Annotated in this window: 16 protein-coding genes; 8 read left to right on the plus strand and 8 right to left on the minus strand. The window is 69.3% G+C overall.

Annotation, left to right across the window (positions count from 1 at the left end; translation table 11 throughout):
* Positions 1-13 precede the first annotated feature (13 nt).
* The 4 genes from cydD to ACZ3HL_RS28380 all read right to left on the minus strand — a co-directional run bounded on the left by cydD (position 14) and on the right by ACZ3HL_RS28380 (position 7,134).
* Positions 14-3,250: a thiol reductant ABC exporter subunit CydD gene (gene cydD / locus ACZ3HL_RS28365; protein ID WP_465534689.1), complete on the minus strand. Its 3,237-nt coding sequence runs from the start codon at positions 3,248-3,250 to the stop codon at positions 14-16.
* Entirely contained in the window at positions 3,247-4,254 is a 1,008-nt protein-coding gene (cydB, locus tag ACZ3HL_RS28370) for a cytochrome d ubiquinol oxidase subunit II (RefSeq protein ID WP_465414567.1), read from the minus strand. Before cydB ends, cydD begins: the two co-directional genes overlap by 4 nt.
* Positions 4,255-4,587: 333 nt before the next feature.
* Complete coding sequence (locus ACZ3HL_RS28375) at positions 4,588-6,099, minus strand: cytochrome ubiquinol oxidase subunit I (RefSeq protein WP_465534690.1); 1,512 nt, start codon at positions 6,097-6,099, stop codon at positions 4,588-4,590.
* Positions 6,100-6,180: 81 nt separating this feature from the next.
* Complete coding sequence (locus tag ACZ3HL_RS28380; RefSeq protein WP_465534691.1) at positions 6,181-7,134, minus strand: S41 family peptidase; 954 nt, start codon at positions 7,132-7,134, stop codon at positions 6,181-6,183.
* A 188-nt stretch (positions 7,135-7,322) separates the two neighbouring features.
* Between ACZ3HL_RS28380 and ACZ3HL_RS28385 the strand changes: the two genes are divergently transcribed.
* Both ACZ3HL_RS28385 and ACZ3HL_RS28390 read left to right on the plus strand, forming a co-directional pair.
* Complete coding sequence (locus ACZ3HL_RS28385) at positions 7,323-7,910, plus strand: TMEM165/GDT1 family protein (protein ID WP_465415025.1); 588 nt, start codon at positions 7,323-7,325, stop codon at positions 7,908-7,910.
* Between the two features lie 88 nt (positions 7,911-7,998).
* Positions 7,999-8,661, plus strand: a complete 663-nt coding sequence (locus ACZ3HL_RS28390; RefSeq protein ID WP_465534692.1) for a DUF998 domain-containing protein — start codon at positions 7,999-8,001, stop codon at positions 8,659-8,661.
* A 4-nt stretch (positions 8,662-8,665) separates the two neighbouring features.
* Here the strand turns inward: ACZ3HL_RS28390 and ACZ3HL_RS28395 are convergent, their stop codons facing one another.
* A complete protein-coding gene (locus ACZ3HL_RS28395; protein ID WP_465414559.1) occupies positions 8,666-9,307 on the minus strand; it encodes an IclR family transcriptional regulator in 642 nt (213 codons plus the stop codon).
* Positions 9,304-10,158: a hypothetical protein gene (locus ACZ3HL_RS28400; protein WP_465415023.1), complete on the minus strand. Its 855-nt coding sequence runs from the start codon at positions 10,156-10,158 to the stop codon at positions 9,304-9,306. The genes ACZ3HL_RS28395 and ACZ3HL_RS28400 overlap by 4 nt, the downstream gene beginning before the upstream one ends.
* A gap of 85 nt (positions 10,159-10,243) precedes the next feature.
* Here ACZ3HL_RS28400 and ACZ3HL_RS28405 point away from each other — a divergent pair, with 85 nt between their 5' ends.
* The 3 genes from ACZ3HL_RS28405 (at position 10,244) to ACZ3HL_RS28415 (ending at position 14,173) form a co-directional block, all read left to right on the plus strand.
* Positions 10,244-11,416, plus strand: coding sequence for a homogentisate 1,2-dioxygenase domain-containing protein (locus tag ACZ3HL_RS28405; RefSeq protein ID WP_465414557.1), 1,173 nt, complete (start codon positions 10,244-10,246; stop codon positions 11,414-11,416).
* A 187-nt stretch (positions 11,417-11,603) separates the two neighbouring features.
* The gene (locus tag ACZ3HL_RS28410) at positions 11,604-13,421 is read left to right on the plus strand and encodes a substrate-binding and vWA domain-containing protein (protein ID WP_465534693.1); all 1,818 of its coding nucleotides are present in this window, start codon (positions 11,604-11,606) and stop codon (positions 13,419-13,421) included.
* A gap of 11 nt (positions 13,422-13,432) precedes the next feature.
* Positions 13,433-14,173 carry a hypothetical protein gene (locus ACZ3HL_RS28415; protein ID WP_465534694.1) on the plus strand — a complete coding sequence of 247 codons (741 nt, stop codon included), beginning with the start codon at positions 13,433-13,435 and terminating at the stop codon, positions 14,171-14,173.
* A gap of 2 nt (positions 14,174-14,175) precedes the next feature.
* On the opposite strand, the gene ACZ3HL_RS28420 is transcribed toward ACZ3HL_RS28415, so the two are convergent.
* On the minus strand, positions 14,176-15,183 hold the full coding sequence (locus ACZ3HL_RS28420; RefSeq protein ID WP_465414553.1) for a hypothetical protein: 1,008 nt from the start codon (positions 15,181-15,183) through the stop codon (positions 14,176-14,178).
* A 94-nt stretch (positions 15,184-15,277) separates the two neighbouring features.
* On the opposite strand from ACZ3HL_RS28420, the gene ACZ3HL_RS28425 reads away from it, so the two are divergent.
* Positions 15,278-16,069 (plus strand): DUF2470 domain-containing protein, encoded by a 792-nt coding sequence (locus ACZ3HL_RS28425; protein ID WP_410647186.1) that lies wholly within the window; start codon positions 15,278-15,280, stop codon positions 16,067-16,069.
* On the opposite strand, the gene ACZ3HL_RS28430 is transcribed toward ACZ3HL_RS28425, so the two are convergent.
* Positions 16,066-16,527 (minus strand): PPOX class F420-dependent oxidoreductase, encoded by a 462-nt coding sequence (locus ACZ3HL_RS28430; RefSeq protein ID WP_465534695.1) that lies wholly within the window; start codon positions 16,525-16,527, stop codon positions 16,066-16,068. The genes ACZ3HL_RS28425 and ACZ3HL_RS28430 overlap by 4 nt on opposite strands.
* A gap of 23 nt (positions 16,528-16,550) precedes the next feature.
* On the opposite strand from ACZ3HL_RS28430, the gene ACZ3HL_RS28435 reads away from it, so the two are divergent.
* Positions 16,551-17,348: a CPBP family intramembrane glutamic endopeptidase gene (locus ACZ3HL_RS28435; RefSeq protein WP_034309615.1), complete on the plus strand. Its 798-nt coding sequence runs from the start codon at positions 16,551-16,553 to the stop codon at positions 17,346-17,348.
* A gap of 13 nt (positions 17,349-17,361) precedes the next feature.
* Positions 17,362-18,573 (plus strand): arginine deiminase, encoded by a 1,212-nt coding sequence (locus tag ACZ3HL_RS28440; RefSeq protein ID WP_465414549.1) that lies wholly within the window; start codon positions 17,362-17,364, stop codon positions 18,571-18,573.
* Positions 18,574-18,713: the final 140 nt, after the last annotated feature.

Consider the following 18,713-nt stretch of genomic DNA (forward strand, 5'->3'; position numbering starts at 1 on the left):
AGCGCTATCGACATTAGTCGGCTCCGGCCATCGCGCGCGCTGTGACGCGGCCCTCCCGCACCTCCAGGACCACGTCCGCGCCGTCGGCTTCGGCGGCGTTGTGCGTGACGTGGACGACGGTCTTCCCGGCGAGTGCCTCGCCGAGCCGTTCTCGGACGGTGCGCGCGGTCGGCTCGTCGAGGTGGGCGGTGGGCTCGTCGAGCAGCACGAGATCGGCCCGCGCGGCCCCGAGCACGGCCCGCGCCAGTGCGACCCGCTGCGCCTGCCCGCCCGAGAGACCGGCGCCGGCGCTGTCGAGCATCGTCGTGAGCTCGACGTCCTCGAGAACGGCCTGATACAAGGCTTTTCGCAGGTCGGCCTCGGAAGCCGCCGGCTTGGCCAGACGCAGGTTCTCGGCGACCGTGGTCGAGACCAGCATCGGTTCCTGCGGCGCCCAGGCGACGTTCTCGGGAACGGCGACGTCGCCCTTGGCCGGCTCGAGGAATCCGAGCAGGGCCGCGACGAGCGTCGACTTCCCGGCGCCGCTGGGGCCGACGACGGCGACGTGCGTGCCGGGCGCGATGTCGAGGTCGACCCCGGTGAGGACCGGGTGCTCGGTGCCGGGCCAGCCGAGGTCGGCGTTCCGGATCCGCACCCCGCCGGTGCTATGCAAGGCCCCTTCATGAAGGACGCCTTCGTCGCACGCGGCGAGGCGCAGACGGGCCTGGCGCAGGGTGTCCCAGTGCTGCGCGGCGGGCGGAAGAAGGGAGAGGACCTCCGCCAGGGCGAGCGGCACCAAGGCGACCACGGGCGCGAGGACCGGGTTCAGCGCGCCGGCGGCGACGGCGCTCACGGCGAACCCGGTGCTCACGACGGTGGCGGCCCCTGTCGCCAGGATGATCAGGGCGTCGGCCGCTCCGGCGCCGAAGGCCTGTCGCCGGGCTTCGGCGGTCAGCGCGGCGTCGGTGGTGGCGATTCGGCGACGTCGCTCTTTGTCGGCCCCGTACGCGATCAGCTCGGCGGCGGCTTCGAACAGGCTCAGCACCTGCGCCGACACCGAGCGCCGTCCGGCCGCCAGCGCGCTCGTCGCACGGCGCTCCGCCCGGAGCGCGAGCAGCGGCGCCAACGCGCTGACCAGCACGGCCGCGGCCAGCGTGAGTCCGGCTTCGGGCAGCACGGCGGCCTGGACCGCGACGGCGCCGACGGCCACCAGCGCGACCACGACCAGCGGCGTGATCACGCGCGGGAGCAGGTCGCGCACGGTGTCGGTGTCGCCGACGAGCCGCCGCTGTTCCTCACCGGCCCGAAGCGCGCGAGCCGGCCCGAGCCGCACCAGCGACTCCCACAGCCGGACGCGCAGGCTCCCGGCGATCCGGAACGCGGCGTCGTGCGTGACCAGCCGTTCGAGGTAGCGCAGCCCCGCGCGGCCGAGGCCGAACGTCCGCACGCCGACGATCAGCACCGTCAGGGTCAGGATCGGCGGCTGTTGCGACGCCTTGGCGATCAGCCAGCCCGAAAGCGCGGTCAGCGCGACCCCGGCGAGCAACGCGGCGGCGCCGAGCAACGCGCCACCGAAGAACCTCGGGGACAGCAGGTCGCGCCAGGGCAACGGTTTGACCGTCTGTACGTCTTCAAAGGTTCCGGAGTCAGCGGTCGCCATGGTCGACATGTCGATACCGGAAGAGCGCTCATGTTCGGCGATGATCGCCGCGGCACCGTCATCGACGGCCTTGCGGACCGCGGTCATGACCAGCGCGGCGTTGGCCTCGTCGAGGTGGGCGGTGGGTTCGTCGAGCAGGAGCAGCCACGCGCCCGACCGGACCCGCGTCAGCGCCCGCGCCACCGCGACACGCTGCCGTTGTCCCTGTGACAGCTTCGAAACCGGCCGCTCGGCGAGGCCGGCGAGCCCGAGTTCGCCGAGGACGTCATCGCCGCCGACCTCCTCGCGAACGGTGCCGCCGCCGAACACCGGCGACTGCGGCACCCAGGCGACGTTCTCGCGCCAGCGCTCCAGGTCCGCGTCGGCGAGATCGGTACCGCCGACGGTGATCGCCCCGTCGTGCGCCTGCACGAAACCGAGCAACGTGGCGAGCGTCGTCGACTTGCCGCCACCGCTGGGCGCGCGCAGCCAGGTGATCTCGCCTGGCCGGACGCTGAACGTTTCACCGTCGGGCGCGAATCCTCCCCGCCTGGCGACGCGCAGTCCCCGGACGTCGATCTCGCCCTTGGCGGGTGCCCCGGAACCGTTGGGCGGCAAGGGTTCCGCGAGCACGTCCGCGACACGGCGGACGGCCTCGACGCCGTCTTCGCTGGCGTGGAACGCGGCGCCGACCGCGCGCAGCGGCTGGTAGCACTCGGGCACGAGGATCAGCACGCCGAGCCCGATGGCCAGCGACAGTTCGCCGGAGACCAGGCGGACACCGATGACGACCGCGACCAGCGCGACCGAAAGCGTCGCGATGAGTTCCAGCGCGAACGCCGACGCGAATGCGACCTTCAGCGTCTTGAGCGTTGTGCGGCGATGACGTTCGGAGATCTTCCGGACCGTCTCGGCCTGCGCCCCGGCGCGGCGGAACGCACTGAGGATCGGCAGTGCGCGGACGAGTTCCAGCAGGTGACCCGACAGTCGTTGTTCGGCGTCGGCGGCTTCGGCGACGCGCTCGGCGGTGTGCTTGCCGATCAGGATCGCGAACAGCGGCACCAGCGGCACGGTGATCACGACGAGTACGGCCGACGGCCAGTCGGCGAACAGGATCGCGGCGCCGGCGGCGAGCGGCACGATCGCCGCGGTCACCAGCGCCGGGAGATATTGGGTGAAGTAGGCGTCGAGCGCGTCCAGTCCCCTGGTGGTCAACGACGTCAGCTCGCCGTGACCGCGGCGCGCGATCCACTCCGGGCCGAGTTTCAAGGCGTGGTCGAGGGCTTTGGCGCGCAGCTCCTCCTTCGCGCGGGCGGCCGCGCGAACGGAGACGATCCGCACCGCCCAGCCGGTCAGCGCGCGCCCTGCGACGAGCGCGAGCAGCACGGCCAGCTGGGCGGTGCGGTCCCCCGGTGTTCCGCGGACGACCGCGGAGAGGACGTCGGCAAGCAGGAAAGCCTGCCCCACCAGCAAGATCGCGTTGACAAAAGAGAGGATCCCGCTGAGGATCAACGCCCGGCGCGCCGCACTCGAAAGTGGAGCCAGCGCGCCGAGCGGACCCTTCCCCGGTCGCGCTGGGTCCATTGTGGACTCCGTGGCGGAAAGGGTGTCGCGGCCGGGAAGTTCGGTCATGGTGCGTGCACCGGTGGGATGTGCCGGGTGCCGATGCGCTTGCGGAACACCCAGTACGTCCAGCCTTGGTAGATCAGGACGGCGGGGGCGCCGAACAGCGCGACCCAGGTCATCACGGTCAAGGTGTACGGGCTCGACGCCTCGCCCGCGATCGTCAGCGTGTTCGCCGCGTCCAAAGTGGACGGCAGGACGTTCGGGTACAGGGCGACGAAGATCGCGACGGCGGAAGCCGCGATGACCCCGCCGAGCGCGGCGAACGCCTGCCCTTCGCGGCCCATGCGGATCCTGAACCACGCGACGACCGCCGCGACGACGGCGACGCCGATGAGGAACAGCGTCCACAGGTCACCCGAACGCAACTGCACGACGACGAGGAAGGCCAGCAACGGCAGCAGCGCGACCGGGAGCAGGCGCGTGGCCAGGTTCCGTGCCCGATGCCGGAGGTCGCCTTCGGTTTTGAGCGCGAGGAACGCGGCGCCGTGGACCAGCGAGAACCCGACGACCGCGATCGCGCCGAGCAGTGTTTCGAGGCTGAGAGCGGCGAACGGGCCGCCGACGCGGTTGCCGTCGGCGTCGAGCGGGAGGCCGAGGACGGTGGTCGCGAGGAGCAGGCCGACGCCGAACGGCGGGACCCACGAACCGATGCCGATGACGCGGTCCCAGTTGCGGCGCCAGCGATCCGAGTCGACCTTGCCGCGGTATTCGAACGCGACGCCGCGGCCGATGAGGGCGAGCAGGACCACCAGGAGCGGGAGGTAAGCGGCCGAGAACAGCGACGCGTACCAGCCGGGGAACGCGGCGAACATCGCGCCGCCGGCGACGATCAGCCACACCTCGTTGCCGTCCCAGACCGGGCCGATCGTGTTGACCATGACGCGACGCTCGGTGTTGTCCTTCGCGAGGACCGGCATGAGCATGCCGACGCCGAAGTCGAAGCCTTCGAGGAAGAGGTAACCGAGCCAGAACAGGGCGATGACGCAGAACCAGATCGTTTCGAGGGTCATCGGTTGCTCACCTTCCTGGGCTTGGGCTTGGGCTGAAGGACGCCTTCAGCCCGCTGTCCGGTCACCTCGCCCGTCACGTAGCCGACCCGAGCGTTGCGAAAGCCACTTTCGCAACCTTGAGCGTTGCGAAAGTGGCTTTCGCAACCCGTCCTGACCGCCCGAGGCCGCCCAAACCGCCCCCGCCAGGCCCGGTCGCCCTGAGTTATCCACAACCGCCCAAGTTGTCCACAGATCGGCTGTGGGTAACCCGCCTGAGCGATACCCCCGATACGCTGGGTGCGGGGCCGTCCCCCGGGAAGGGCGGGGGGCTGGGTAGGTGACGTAAAGAGGCGGTCAGTAGGCGAAGGCCAGCGCGTCGTCATCGCCGTCACCGCCTTTCGAGTCGTCGTTCTTGCTGGTCGAGACCGGTTTCTCGGGTGGCATGACGGCGTCGACGCCGCCGCGGACGTACTTCCGCATCAGGTAGACCTCGACCACGCCGAGCACCGCGTAGACGGTCGTCAGGGCGATCAGCGACGTCCAGACCTCGCCTGTGGACAACTTCGAGACCGCCTGCGCGGTGAACATCCACACCCCGTCGACGCCGGTCGGGTTCGGCACCACCACGAACGGCTGACGGCCCATCTCGGTGAAGATCCAGCCGGCGCTGTTGCCGATGAACGGGGTCGCGATCCCGCCGAGCACGAGCCACGGGAACCAGCGTTGCCCGGGGATCCGCCCACGCCGGGTCAGCCACAGCGCGAGCAGCCCGATCCCGGCCGAGATGGCGCCGAAGCCGATCATCGCGCGGAAGCCCCAGTAGGTCACCGGCAGGTTGGGCACGTAATCGATCGGCTTGCCCGCGAGCGAACCGAGTTGCGGGTCGTCCGGGTAGTTCGTGCCGTACTTCGCCTGGTATTCGGTGATCAGGTTCTCCACGCCCTTGACCTCGGTCGAGAAGTCGTTGTGCGCCAAGAACGAGAGCAGGGCGGGCACGTTGAACGTCTTGACGTCCTCGCAGTTCGCGTTCCGGACGTCGCCGATCGCGATGATCGAGAAGCTCGCCGGTTTCTCCGTGTGGCACAACGCTTCCGCCGACGCCATCTTCATCGGCTGCTGTTCGAACATCAGCTTGCCCTGAAAGTCGCCGGTGATCGCCAGCACCGCGAACGCCACCACACCGGTCCAGCCGCCGAGACGCAACGACGAACGCCACACCGCGCGGTGCTCGTCGTCCTCCGAACGCTTGCGCCACAACTGCCAGCCCGCGACACCGACCAGGAACGCCGCCGCCACCGAGAAGGCGCCCGCGAGCGTGTGCGGGATCGCGGCCAGCGCGGTGTTGTTCGTCAGCACCGCCCAGATCGAGTTCATCGTCGGCTTCCCGTCGACGAACTCCACCCCGACCGGATGCTGCATCCACGAGTTCGCCGCCAGGATGAAGTACGCGGACGCCACGGTCGCCAGCGAATACGCCCACGCACACGCCAGGTGGACCTTCTTCGGCAATTTGTCCCAGCCGAAGATCCACAGCCCCAGGAAGGTCGACTCGACGAAGAACGCGACGAGCCCCTCCATCGCCAGCGGCGCGCCGAACACGTCACCGACGAACCGCGAGTACGCGCTCCAGTTCATCCCGAACTGGAACTCCTGCACGATGCCGGTGACCACGCCCATCGCGAAGTTGACCAGCAGGAGTTTCCCCCAGAACTTGGTCATCTTCAGGTACCGCCGATCACCCGTGCGGACCCACGCCGTCTGCATCCCGGCGACCAGGACCGAAAGCCCGATGGTCAGCGGGACCATCAGGAAGTGATAGACGGTGGTTATGCCGAACTGCCACCGAGCGAGATCGAGAACCTCCACGCCTCAAGCCTGCTCAACGCCCGATGCGCCCGCCAGTTCAAGTGGTCCCGATCTCGCCGGGACGTAGGTCCCGCGCCCAGGTCAGCCGAGGGCGGCGAGCGTGAGCCGCGCCTCGTCGGCGACCTGTCGCCGCACGCCCGAATCCCCCAGCGTCAGCACGTGGGCCAGCGCCAACGCGTACGCCGTGTCGAAAGCGTCCTCGACCGCGACGGCGATATCGGGCTGGACGCCGACGCCTTCCCAGTTGGTCCCCGTGACCGGGTTCACGGCCCGTCCACCCGGGACGGTGACATCCAGATGGGTGTCCACTTTGTACTGTCTCCGCGGGTTCGCCCCGCCGCCGGTGACCGCGCCCACCGTCTTCGCCCGCCCCAGTTGCTGCAACGAGTAGCTCAGATCTTCGGCGCCGGAGAACGTCGTCGGCCCGGTCAGCACCCACACCGGCTTGTCCGCGCCGAACTTTCGGCCGGGTACGTACGGCAGCGTCCAGAACTGGTTGGTCACGTCGCCGTCGCGCAGATAGATACTGTTGAAATGCGTCGGCTCGTCGACCAGATAGCTGATCAGCAGCGCGACCGCCATCGGATCCCCGCCCCGATTCTCCCGGACATCGACGATCAGTGCGTCGGTGGTCGCGAGCAGCGTCATCGCCGCGGCCAGCGCCTCGCCGGCGATATCCGGCCCGTAGAGCAGTTTGGTCTCCAGGTAGCCGACGTTGCCGGCCAGCCGCCGCGCCGTCGCGATGCCATGACCGTTCAGCTCCGCCTCGCGCCGGAACTGCTCGGGATCGAACGACTCCCCATCCACCTCGGGCAGCGGGTCGACGTGATGCCGTAGCCGGAGGTGTTTGTCCCCGTTGACCGACTGCAGGTCCTGGGTGACCGCGTCGGCGAACGCTTGATCGTCGAGGCCCGCGTACGCGCCGTCACTCAGCCTCGCCCGCAGGAACACGGTCAGCTTCTCGGCGACGTCGGGGAACACGTAGTGCTCCTTCAGCCGCTGGCACACGTCCTCGATCCGCGCTCTCCCGTCCATGCGCCCGGACGCTACCAGCGGAGCCGGAAAAAAGAATTCGGTTTGCCGAAAACTCAATTCCGTTTGACCGAGGAATACAATTCGCCCGCGCATGCCGCGCGATTCGGAAAAGCCATCAGCTTGCCTTTCTCTGAATCACCCCTTTATCGTTGCAGTGAAAGGGGTGAAGCACTGTCATGTCGAGCTCGATGTTGGCGCTGATCAGCGCGTTTGGCCTGGTACTGGCCGTGGAGCTACCGGACAAGACCCTCGTGGCCACCCTGGTTCTCACCACCCGTTTCCGCGCGTGGCCGGTATTCGCCGGGGTTACCGCCGCATTCGCCGTGCAATCCGCGATCGCCGCCACCTTCGGCAGTGTGCTCACTTTGCTGCCGGAGACACTGGTGACCGTGATCGTCGCCGCGATGTTCGGTATCGGCGCGTTCATGCTCCTTCGTGAAGGGTTCAGTCCCGGACAGGACGGCGGAGAGGACGCGTCGCGTTCCGGGCCGAGCCCCGCGACCTTCTTCCGCTCCGCGCTGACGTCGTTCGGTGTGCTGTTCGCCGCTGAATGGGGTGACGCCTCACAGCTCGCGACGGCCAGTCTCACGGCCCGCTTCGGCAACCCGTTCGCGGTCGCCCTCGGCTCCTTCGTCGCGCTTGTCGCCGTCGCCGGCCTCGCCGTCTTCATCGGCGCGAAGGTCCGCAGCCGGATCCGCCCCAAGCTCATCCAGCGCGTGGCGGGTTTCGTCTTCGCCGGGTTCTCGCTGTTCGCACTGGCCCAGCTCGTCTTCTGAGGCGCACGGGGTCTTCACAGGTTCGCCGGGTAACCTTTCGGGAACGAAAAGGTGAACACCCGCCCCGACGTGCCTGGAGAAACCGGTCGTGACCTCGCCGAAGACACTCGCCGTCTCTCCTGTGCACGGCAGGCTCGCGGTCTTCGGCATGGCCGTCGCCGTCGCCATCTCGATCGACCTGCACCTGCGGCTCTCCAGTCAGGTCAGCCCGATCTGGCAGACGCTGTCCGAGTACGTCTACGGCTACCTCTCGCCCGGTTCGACGGCGGCGCCGCTGTTCGGCGCGATGTGCCTGGCGCTGGGCTTCGGCTCGCTCGCGCTGCTGGGCGGAATCGCGAAAGCGCACCGCCGCGGCTACGAGTCGGTTCTCGTCCTGCTCGGCGTGTGGTGCGCGGGGCTGTTCGTCCTCGCGCTCGTCCCCGTCGACCCCGAGGGCCAGGCCCGCTCGCTGGCCGGGCAGATCCACAACTACGCCGCGCTGGCGGCCTTCCTCGCGCTTCCCGGCGCCGCTTGGGTGCTGACCCGCCCCGGCCGCGCGCGATGCCCGTGGGAGCCGCGCCGCACGACGATCCGGCGGCTTTCGGTGGCCAGCTTCGCCGCGGTGGTGATCGTGCTCGGCGGCTTCGTCTGGACGATGCTCACCGGCCCGTCGCACCAGGAGGTCACGCTCGGCCTGTTCGAGCGGCTGCTGTTCGCGGTCGACCTCACGCTGCTGGCGACCATGGTGCGCCCGCTGCTCAGCCGCCGCTGACCCGCTACTCGGGCTGTTTCAGCACCTCGGCCAGCCGGACGGCGGCAGCCACCACCGCGGGCCCCGCCACGGAGGCGTCCAGCGGTTCGAGGGATACGACGCCGACGCTGGCCTTCAACCCCGGCACCCCGCGGACGGGTGCGGCGACCCCGGAGGCGCCCGCCTCCAGCTCGCCCGACGAGGTGACCCAGCCTTCGCCGCCGCCAGGACGCAGCGTCATCGCCTTGCCCGCCGCGCCGGCGGACAGCGGATGCCGGGTGCCGACGCGGTAGGCGACGTGGAAGCTCGTCCACGACGGTTCGACGACCGCGACGGCCTGCGCCTGGTCCCCCTGCGCGACCGACAGATGCGCCGTCGCCCCGACCTTCTCCGCCAGCTCACGCAGGACCGGCCTCGCGGCCTCGCGCAGCTGCGGGAGGACCTGCCCGGCGAGCCGGAGCAGGCCGACCCCCAGCCGCACCTTGTTGCCGTCGCGCCACACCAGGCCGCGCTCGGACAGCGGGACGAGCAGCCGGTAGACGGCGGCCCGGCTCGCGCCGATGGCGACGGCGAGCTCGGAGATCGTCGCCGCCTCGCCGCCCGCGTCCGCGACCGCTTGGAGCAGCGCGAGCCCGCGGTCCAGAGTCAGCGACCCTTCACGAGTCACAAGAGCCCGAGTTCCCCGAGGTCGGCGACCGGCTCGTCGAACGAGGCCGCCGCGTACGAGGCGAAGAGCCCGCGAACGGCCTTCGCCGCCTCGTCCGGCATCCCCTTGGCCTCGGCGGCCAGCGCGGCGCCGTCGGTGGATTCGAGGGCGGCGCGCACGTCACCACCCGAAAGGCAGCGCGCGGACGCGACGATCAGGTTCAGGAACCCGTGATGGGTGAAACCGCTCGACTCCTCGGTGTGCCGGACGGCGCGGTGCAGGCTGTTCGTCGCCTTGAACGACGCCCCGGTCGAGCCGCTGACCACGGCGAGGAAGTCGGCGACCTCGTCGACGCTGGGGAAGTTCTCGCCGGCCTTGCCGCCGCAGCGGATCTTCGGCCAGCTGCCGTGCTCGATCACCTTCCGCACGCCGTCCAGCCAGCCGACACCACGCCGCGGCTCGACGACGCGGATGACGTCTTCGGGCACGAACTCGGAGACGCGCTCCAGCCAGACCTCGTCGACGTCCGACGGCGCCGGCATCTCCACCATGCGCAGGCTGAGGATCTCGCTGCGCGACTCGACGATCGAAATCGCCTTCGGGACCCCGCCGAGGCCGGTGTCGATGATGAGCGACAGCGGCAGCGGTTCCTTGGGTTTGATCTTGATGAGTTCCGTGATGAGCTCGGGCAGCCGCGACGCCTGGCACAGGAACACACCGAGGACGCCGGAGTGCTCACCGGCCCTCGACGCGAAGTGCGCTCGCAGCGCTTCGGGCATGGACGCCTCGCCGGGCGGGAACAACGCCGAGTCGTCGACGAGCCGCGCGAACAGGGGAGGGATTCCTCGGGGGCCGGGTGGCGTGAGTTCCACAGCGCTTGACACGACTGACACGCTAGTAGCGTACGACATCAGGACAAAATCGTTCGCACAACGGACACGTTCCGGGGAGATTCCGATGCCTTACTACCGGCAGGTAGGCGAGATCCCGCACAAGCGCCACACGGCGTTCCGCAAGCCCGACGGGGGCCTGTACGCCGAGGAACTGATGGGTGTCGAGGGCTTCTCGGCGGACTCGGCGCTGCTGTATCACCGCGGGCTGCCCACCGCGATCGTCGACGCCGTCGCGATCGAGGACGAGCGCGGCCCGATCGCCCCGAACCACCCGCTCAAACCCCGCGCCTTCAAGACCCAGGACCTCAAGTTCGGCGACGCCGACGCGGTGACCGACCGGCGGCGGCTGTTCGGCAACGCCGACGTCACCATCGGCTTCGTCCACGCGACCAAGCCGTCGCCGCTGTACCGCAACGCCGCGGGTGACGAACTGTTCTACGTCCAGGGCGGCGGCGCGACCGTCGAGACGATCTACGGCACCCTGGAGGTCGGCGACGGCGACTACCTCGTCGTCCCGACGTCGTGCACCTACCGTGTGCTCCCGCACGACGGTGGGGTCAAGCTGCTGACCATCGAGGCGCGCGGCCACATCGGCCCGCCGAAGCGGTACCTGTCGGCGAAGGGCCAGTTCCTGGAGCACTCGCCGTACTGCGAACGCGACATCCGCGGCCCGTCCGAGCCGCTGGTCGTCGACGGCACCGACGTCGAGGTCCTCGTGCGGCACCGCGCCGGGCTGACGCGCTACACCTACGCGACCCACCCGTTCGACGTCGTCGGCTGGGACGGCTGCCTGTACCCGTGGGTGTTCAACATCGACGACTTCGAGCCGATCACCGGCCGCGTGCACCAGCCGCCGCCCGTGCATCAGACGTTCGAGGGCCCGAACTTCGTGGTTTGCTCGTTCTGCCCGCGCAAGGTCGACTACCACCCCGAGTCGATCCCGGTGCCGTACAACCACGCGAACGTCGATTCGGACGAGCTGATGTTCTACGTCCGCGGGAACTACGAGGCGCGCAAGGGTTCCGGGATCGAGGTCGGCTCGCTCTCGCTGCACCCGTCCGGTTTCACGCACGGGCCGCAGCCCGGGGCGGCGGAGGCGTCGATCGGGGCTCAGTTCTTCGACGAGACCGCGGTCATGGTGGACACCTTCGCGCCGCTCGACCTCGGTGAGGCGGCCGACGCGTCGGAGGACCACGGCTACGCGTGGACCTGGTCCGGCCGGGGCCCCGGCGCTTGACGCCATGCATTTAGTCCTCTAAATGCGTAGATCAACAACAGGCGCGAGTAGGTGCCCACGCATTTAGAGGACTAAATGCCGCAGGGGTGGCGGGATAAGTACCGCCATGGCCGCAACGGTTCGGCAACGCCGAGCCTGGCAAGGCGAAACCTCCGGATAATCGGTGTTTCTCACCGGGAGGTTCTCCATGGTCGTGAATCCAGGGCAGTCCCGCGGCGGCCGCAAGGTCCTGGCGTTCGTGGCCGCCGCGGTGGTCGCGATCGGGTTGATCATCGGTTTGCGCGCGCTCACGAGCGATTCCGGCGAGGAAGCCGCGGAAGCGAAATGCACGACGGGCGACGCGGTCAAGCTCCAGGTGTCGTCTTCGCCGGAGAAGGCGGGCGTGGTCGCGGAGATCGCCAAGGGTTACAGCGGCCGCACGGTGGCCGGACGCTGCGTCGACGTGCTCGTGCAGTCGAAGTCGTCCGGCACCGCGATGCAGGCGCTGTCCCGCGGCTGGAACGAGGCGGTGGACGGCCCCCGTCCGGACGTCTGGACGCCCGCCGCGTCCGGCTGGGTGAACCTGTTGCGCCAGAACCTCACCGGCTCCGACCACCCCGCGCTGGTACCCGAGGGCGACCCGGAATCGGTCGCGAACGCGCCGCTGGTCGTCGCGATGCCGAAGCCGATGGCCGAGGCGCTCGGCTGGCCGGGCAAGGGCATCGGCTGGACGGACCTCGCCGCGCTGGCCACGGATCCGCAGGGCTGGGCGAAGTACGGCCACCCGGAGTGGGGGAAGTTCCGGCTGGGCAAGACGAATCCGAACATCTCGACGTCCGGCCTCAACGCCACCATCGGCGCCTACTACGCGGCGACGGGCACGTCTTCGGACCTCACCGCGAACGCGCTCGCGAAGCCGGAGGCGCGGACGTTCGTGCAGAACGTCGAGCAGGCCATCGTCCACTACGGCGACAACACGCTGACGTTCCTGACGAACCTGCAGAAGGCCGACGACCGCGGCGCCGCGATGTCGTACATCTCGGCGGTCACGGTCGAGGAGAACTCGCTCGTCGGCTACAACCAGGGCAATCCCACCAACGACCCGGAGAAACGCGGGCAGCACGCGCCGCCGAAGGTGCCGCTCGTGGGGATCTACCCGAGTGACGGCACGCTCAACTCCGATCACCCGTTCACCGTGCTGAACTGGGCGGACGACGTCCACAAGCAGGTCGCGGCGGACTTCCTCGCGCATCTGCGCGGCGCCGAGGCGCAGCAGAAGTTCAGCGACATCGGCTTCCGCACGTTCGACGGGAAGCCCGGCTCACAGACCACGAAGGAGAACGGCGCCGAGCCGGACTCGAAGCTGAATCTGATCCGCCCGCCGAGCCCGCCGGTGCTGACCGAGGTGCTGAAGTCGTGGAAGGACCTGCGGAAGAAGGCGAACGTGCTGCTGGTCGTCGACGTCTCCGGTTCGATGGGCGACGGCGTCAGCGGGACCGGGAAGAACAAGATGGATCTCGCGAAGCAGGCCGCCGTGGCGTCGTTGCCGCAGTTCAGCGACGCGGACAAGGTCGGGCTGTGGATGTTCTCGACGAAACTCGACGGCGACAAGGACTTCGTCGAACTCCGGCCGGTGTCGCCGATCGGCGGTGAGCCGGGCAGGCAGGAGCTGGCGTCTCGGCTGAACGGGCTGACCCCGCAGAACGGGACGGGACTCTACGACTCGTCGCTCGCCGCCTACGAGTTCATGAAGCAGCGGCTGGATCCGAACGCGATCAACGCCGTCGTCGTGCTCACCGACGGCCGGAACGAGGATCCCGGCGGGATCGACCTGGCGAACCTCGTCGGCCGCCTGCGGGCCGAGGGCGGCGGCGAAGCGGTGCGGCTGTTCACCATCGCCTACGGCTCCGACGCGGATTTGGACATCCTCAAGGAGATCGCCGAGGCCACCCAGGGCGTCGGGTACGACTCGTCCAAACCGGACTCGATCGACCAGGTCTTCACCGCCGTGATCTCGAATTTCTGAGATCCTCGGCCATGCGTTTCGTCCGTGAACTAGCCGAACCGTGGGGACTGCTCCTCGCGGCGACCTCGGCGGGTGCGGCCTGGGCGGTGCAGCTGCCGGTGCTCGCCGCGCTCGGCGTCGGCGTGACCGTGCTGGCCGCCCGCGCCGGCGTCGCCGCGGCCACGCGGCCGAAACCCTTGCCAGAGCCAGAGGAACGGCCACTCCCTGACGTCGAGCCCGGTTCGCCGGAGGCGGGTTGGCTGCGGCGCGCGGAAGCCGCGTCCGACGGTTTCGGGTCGATTTCCGCCTCGCTCGACACCGGACCGCTCGCCGACCGGGTGGCCGACATGGAACCGGTGGTGCGGGAAACCGTCGACACCCTCCGGCGCCTGGCCGCCCGCACGTCCGCCACCGGGAAGGCCTTGGCGCGCGTGGACCTCGGCGCGGTGTCGGCCGAGAAAGCCCGGCTGCGGAAGGACTTGAAGACCGCCGACGACGACATCCGCGGCGACCTGCTCCAGTCGCTCGAAGCCGTGCAGGCACAGGAGGACGTGCACGCGCGGCTTTCGAGCGCGCAGCGGAAACTGCTGGCACAGCTGCGATCCGGCGCGCTCGGGCTCGACGGCCTGGTCGCCAGGGCGGCCGAATTGTCGGCCGCCACCGGCGATTCACTGCTCGACACGACGACCATCGGCGAGCTGAGCGAACAACTGGAAGGGATCCGGCGGGGTGTCGTGGAGACCGAGGAGGCGACGCGGCGCTCCCTCGGCTGACATCACCGGCCGAAGCGAACCGGCCCGAACACCGCGTGACCGGGCACTCCGGCCTTCGCCGTCTTCCCGGCCGCGGGCACACCGAGCACCCACAGCCGTCCGGTCGCGGCGATGTTCGCGGCCAGCGACGGATCCGAACCACCGGCGGTGACGGCGACCTCGCGGCCGCCGGGCAGGACGGTCCGGCCCTTCACGGTCACGATGCCGAAGTGGTTGACCGACGCCGGCCCGGACACGACGGCGAGTTCGGTCCATCGCGGTTCGGGCAGCTTCCTGAGCAGCACCACCGCGACGACGGCGAGGCCGAGCGCGCCCGCCGCGCAGCCGTAGCCGAAGAACGGCGTGGACTTCACCAGGACGCTGTCCCGCCGCGGATAGTCCGCCGTCGTCCAGAAGCCGAACGCGCTCATGACGAGCAGCATCACGACACTGATGAAGTAGTACGCCGAGAGAAGACGCCGTTGCGTCGCGAGCATCCGGCCCGGCGACACCGGTTCGAAGGCGAACGGGACCGAGCCCTTCACCGGGGCGTCGCGGAACGCGCCACGGCGCGGGACGACGACACCGGGCAGCACGACGAACGGGCCGAGCACCCAGAGCCGTCGCTGGGCCGCGAGTTGCGCCCGGAGCGGGATGGGGAGCCGCACGACGAGCCACCGCCCGTCCAGGGGAACGCTCACCCGTGAACCGGCGACGACGGCGCCGTCCAGCCCGCTCACCAGGCGGAACGGTTTGCCGGTGAGCTTCCGCATCGAGGAGGATCCGGCAAGGGCGGAGTAGCCGAAGTAGAGCGAAGACGGTGTCATGAACACCAGCAGGGCCAGGGGCACGGCGATCCCGTGTCCCCCGGCGACCGCGAGCACGACGCCCAGCGCCACGAGCAGTCCGGTCGCGATGGTCATCGTCCCGGCGGTGACGGTGTTGCGATCGAGAAGGGGCGCCAGGACCGGCATGTTCGTCGCCGGAATCCCTTCGGGTGGTTCGAGCACCCGGATTCTGTGGGCTTCCACCTGGTCAACCTATACGGGCGCGGTGAGACGTGATCCAGACTACTTCCACTCGGCGGCCAGATCAGGTTAGGCTCACCTAACTAGGAGGTGAGCCGTGACCACACCGACGTCCATCCGCCGCCCGCCGGCGCCGAACCCCGCCGAACGCGCGAAGACGATCGCCACCCGCAACGGGCCGGCGACGCTGATGCCGACCGCGGAACAGCGTGACCAGCCAGGACAGTGCGGCCGGGTCATCCCCGAGCTGCACCACGTGCACACGAGCGGCAGCGTCAGCATCCTGCTGCCGGACGAGCACCACCTGGTGAAACGCGCGCACGAGGCCCAGCGCGGCGAGCTCGCGGTGATGGTCGAACTGACCGATCAGGCCCCGGTCGACCTGCGGGAACCCATCCGTGGGCTGCTGTGGATCACGGGCTGGCTCCGCCCGCTCTCCGAGGTTTCGGCGCGGGCCCGCGCGGTCTCCATCGCCGAGACCCGGCCGGACGAGCGACTGCTGGACGTCGGGCATGGCCTGACGCTGCTACGGCTGACCCCGGCGTCGCTGGTGCTCGCCGACGCCGAGGGCACGCATTCGCTGCGGCCGCACATGTTCAGCGCCGCGCCGCCGGATCCGTTCCACGACTACGAAGCCGCGTGGCTGCGGCATCTGGAGACCGACCACGCCGACGTCGTCCAGCAGCTCGCCAAACACGTGCCCGCCGAACTGCGCGGCGGGTGGATCCGGCCGCTCGGGCTGGACCGCTACGGGCTGCGGCTGCGGGTCGAGGCCGACTCCGGCGACCATGACGTCCGGCTCGCGTTCTCGCGTCCGGTCGAGGGGCCGCAGCAGCTGAGCGGCGAGATCCGCCGTCTCGTCGGCTGCCCGTACTTTCCGCAGGGTTAGGCGAGTTCCGCCGGGAAGCCGCCCTTGGCGATCGGGCCCCACGACTCGATGGTGACGCGGATGATGCTCTTGCCCTGCTTGACCATCGCTTCGCGGTACTCGTCCCAGTCGGGGTGCTCGCCGGAGATCGCGCGGAAGTAGTCGACGAGCGGCTCGACCGAATCGGGCAGGTCGAGCACCTCGGCGGTGCCGTTCAGCTGAACCCACTGGTCGTTCCACTCGTCGGAGAGGACGCAGGCGGACACCTTGGGCTCGCGCCGGATGTTGACGACCTTCGCGCGTTTCGGGTACGTGGAGATGACCAGACGGCCTTCTCCGTCGACTCCGCAGGTCACCGGGGAGAGCTGGGGGCCGCCGTCGGCCTTCGTGGTCATCAGGATGGCGCGGTGACGGGTGGACAGGAAGTCGACGAGCGCGGCGCGGTCGACGATTTCGTTGGTCGCGATGCTCCTTGGCATGACCCGACGGTAACGTGCGGCCGATGAGCTGGCTGCGTCCCGAACGCCCGGCGCTGCCGGAATTCGTGGAAGATCCGGCGCGCCGCCGCGCGATCGTCATCGAACTGGTCGTCGTCTTCGGCATCACCCTCGGCCTGTCCGGGCTGCGCAGCCTGCTGTCCCTTGTGGACTCGCTGCTGCAGCCGGTGCCGCTGGCGCAGCAGCAGGCCCAGCTGAACGTCCCGCAGGCGACGCTGAGCCTGGTCGACCTGCTCAAGCAGCTCCTGAGCGCCGGTCAGCTGGTCGGGTGGGGCGCGCTCGGGCTGTACCTGTTGTGGCGCGGCGGGATGAAGCTCGCCCAGATCGGCCTCGACAAACAGCGCCCTGGCCGCGACGTCGTCCACGGGCTGCTGCTCGCCGCGGTGATCGGGATTCCTGGCCTGGGGCTGTACTTCCTGTCCTACGGCCTCGGGTTCAGCCTGTCGGTGCAACCGTCCACTTTGGGCGAGACGTGGTGGCGGCCGATCACGCTGACGTTGTCGGCCTTCGGGAACGCGTTCGCCGAAGAAGTGCTCGTCGTGGCGTACCTGCTGACCAGGCTCCGGCAGCTCGGCTGGCGGGAGAACACCGCGCTGGTCGCGTCTTCGGTGCTTCGCGGGTCGTATCACCTGTATCAGGGTTTCGGCGGTTTCGTCGGCAATGTCGTGATGGGCCTGGTGTTCGGCAGGCTGTGGCAGAAGACGAACCGGCTGTGGCCGCTGATCGCCGCGCACACCGCGCTGGATTTCGTTTCCTTCGTCGGATACGCGCTGCTCAAAGGGCGAGTTTCCTGGCTTCCCTAGCTAGTGTGAAGCAGTGATTGACGAGACGACTCCACCCCGAGTTGACAGCGAAGTCGGCCCCCTCCGTGCGGTGCTCCTGCACAGGCCCGGCAACGAGCTCAAAAGGCTCACGCCTCGCAACAACGACCAGCTCCTGTTCGATTCCATCCCCTGGGTGGACCGCGCGCAGGAGGAGCACGACGCGTTCGCCGAGGTGCTGCGCGGCCGAGGCGTCGAGGTGCTGCTGCTGGCCGACGCGCTGCGCACGGCGCTCACGGACGCGCGCGCCCACGCGGCGGGCGTGCACGCGGCCGTCGACGAGCGGCGGCTCGGACCCGACCTCGCCGATTCGCTCCGCTCCCATCTGTCGAGCGTCACCCCGGCGACGCTGGCCGAGGTCCTGATGGCAGGCATGACCTTCGAAGAACTGCCCGCCGCCGAGGGCGCCTCACTGGTCCGGCTGATGAACCACCCGAACGACTTCGCCGTCGATCCGCTGCCGAACCTGCTGTTCACCCGTGACTCGTCGGCGTGGATCGGCGACCGCGTCGCGGTCTCCTCGCTCACGATGCCCGCGCGGGTCCGCGAGACCGCGGTGCTGGACCTCATCTACGCCTACCACCCGTGGTTCCGCCATGCGGCCCGCGCGTACGGCGCGCATTCGGCGCCCATCGAGGGCGGCGACGTCATGCTGCTCTCGCCGGGAGTCCTGGCCATCGGCGTCGGCGAGCGGACGACCGCGGCGGGCGCGGAATCCCTGGCGCGGTCGGTGTTCGCCGACGGGATCGCGCACACCGTGCTCGCCGTGCCCATCCAGCAGACCCGCGCGACCATGCATCTGGACACCGTCTGCACGATGGTCGACGCCGACGCCGTCGTGATGTATCCGCTTTCCCGCGATTCATTGACCGCCTTCACGATGCGGCCGACCGACGACGGTTCCGTGAAGGTGGAGGGCCCGGCCCCATTCCTCACCGCGGCCGCCGAGGCAATGGAAATCGACCGGCTCCGGGTCATCGACACCGGGCTCGATCCGGTCACCGCGGAACGCGAGCAATGGGACGACGGGAACAACACCCTCGCGCTGGCGCCCGGTGTGGTCGTCGGGTACGAACGTAATGTGGAAACCAACGCGCGCTTGGCCGACGCGGGTATCGAAGTACTGGCCATCACCGGCTCCGAACTGGGCTCCGGCCGCGGCGGACCGCGCTGCATGTCGTGCCCCATCCGGCGCGAAAGCATCTGACCCGGAAATAAAGTAAGCCTTCCCTAATCGATTTCAATTGATTAGGGAAGGCTTACTTAATTGAGGTGAACCTATTATTGGGAATACTAACCTAATAGGGGGTAGATCACCAGGCAAAAGTGGAAATCGAATAAGGAGTT

This window comes from Amycolatopsis sp. NPDC000009 (assembly GCF_055563465.1).

Coding starts and splice junctions, on each gene's coding strand:
- cydD (WP_465534689.1), bottom strand. CDS start 3,250: ATGACCGAACTTCCCGGCCGCGACACCCTTTCCGCCACGGAGTCCACA.
- cydB (WP_465414567.1), bottom strand. CDS start 4,254: ATGACCCTCGAAACGATCTGGTTCTGCGTCATCGCCCTGTTCTGGCTC.
- ACZ3HL_RS28380 (WP_465534691.1), bottom strand. CDS start 7,134: ATGGACGGGAGAGCGCGGATCGAGGACGTGTGCCAGCGGCTGAAGGAG.
- ACZ3HL_RS28385 (WP_465415025.1), top strand. CDS start 7,323: ATGTTGGCGCTGATCAGCGCGTTTGGCCTGGTACTGGCCGTGGAGCTA.
- ACZ3HL_RS28405 (WP_465414557.1), top strand. CDS start 10,244: ATGCCTTACTACCGGCAGGTAGGCGAGATCCCGCACAAGCGCCACACG.
- ACZ3HL_RS28410 (WP_465534693.1), top strand. CDS start 11,604: ATGGTCGTGAATCCAGGGCAGTCCCGCGGCGGCCGCAAGGTCCTGGCG.
- ACZ3HL_RS28415 (WP_465534694.1), top strand. CDS start 13,433: ATGCGTTTCGTCCGTGAACTAGCCGAACCGTGGGGACTGCTCCTCGCG.
- ACZ3HL_RS28430 (WP_465534695.1), bottom strand. CDS start 16,527: ATGCCAAGGAGCATCGCGACCAACGAAATCGTCGACCGCGCCGCGCTC.
- ACZ3HL_RS28435 (WP_034309615.1), top strand. CDS start 16,551: ATGAGCTGGCTGCGTCCCGAACGCCCGGCGCTGCCGGAATTCGTGGAA.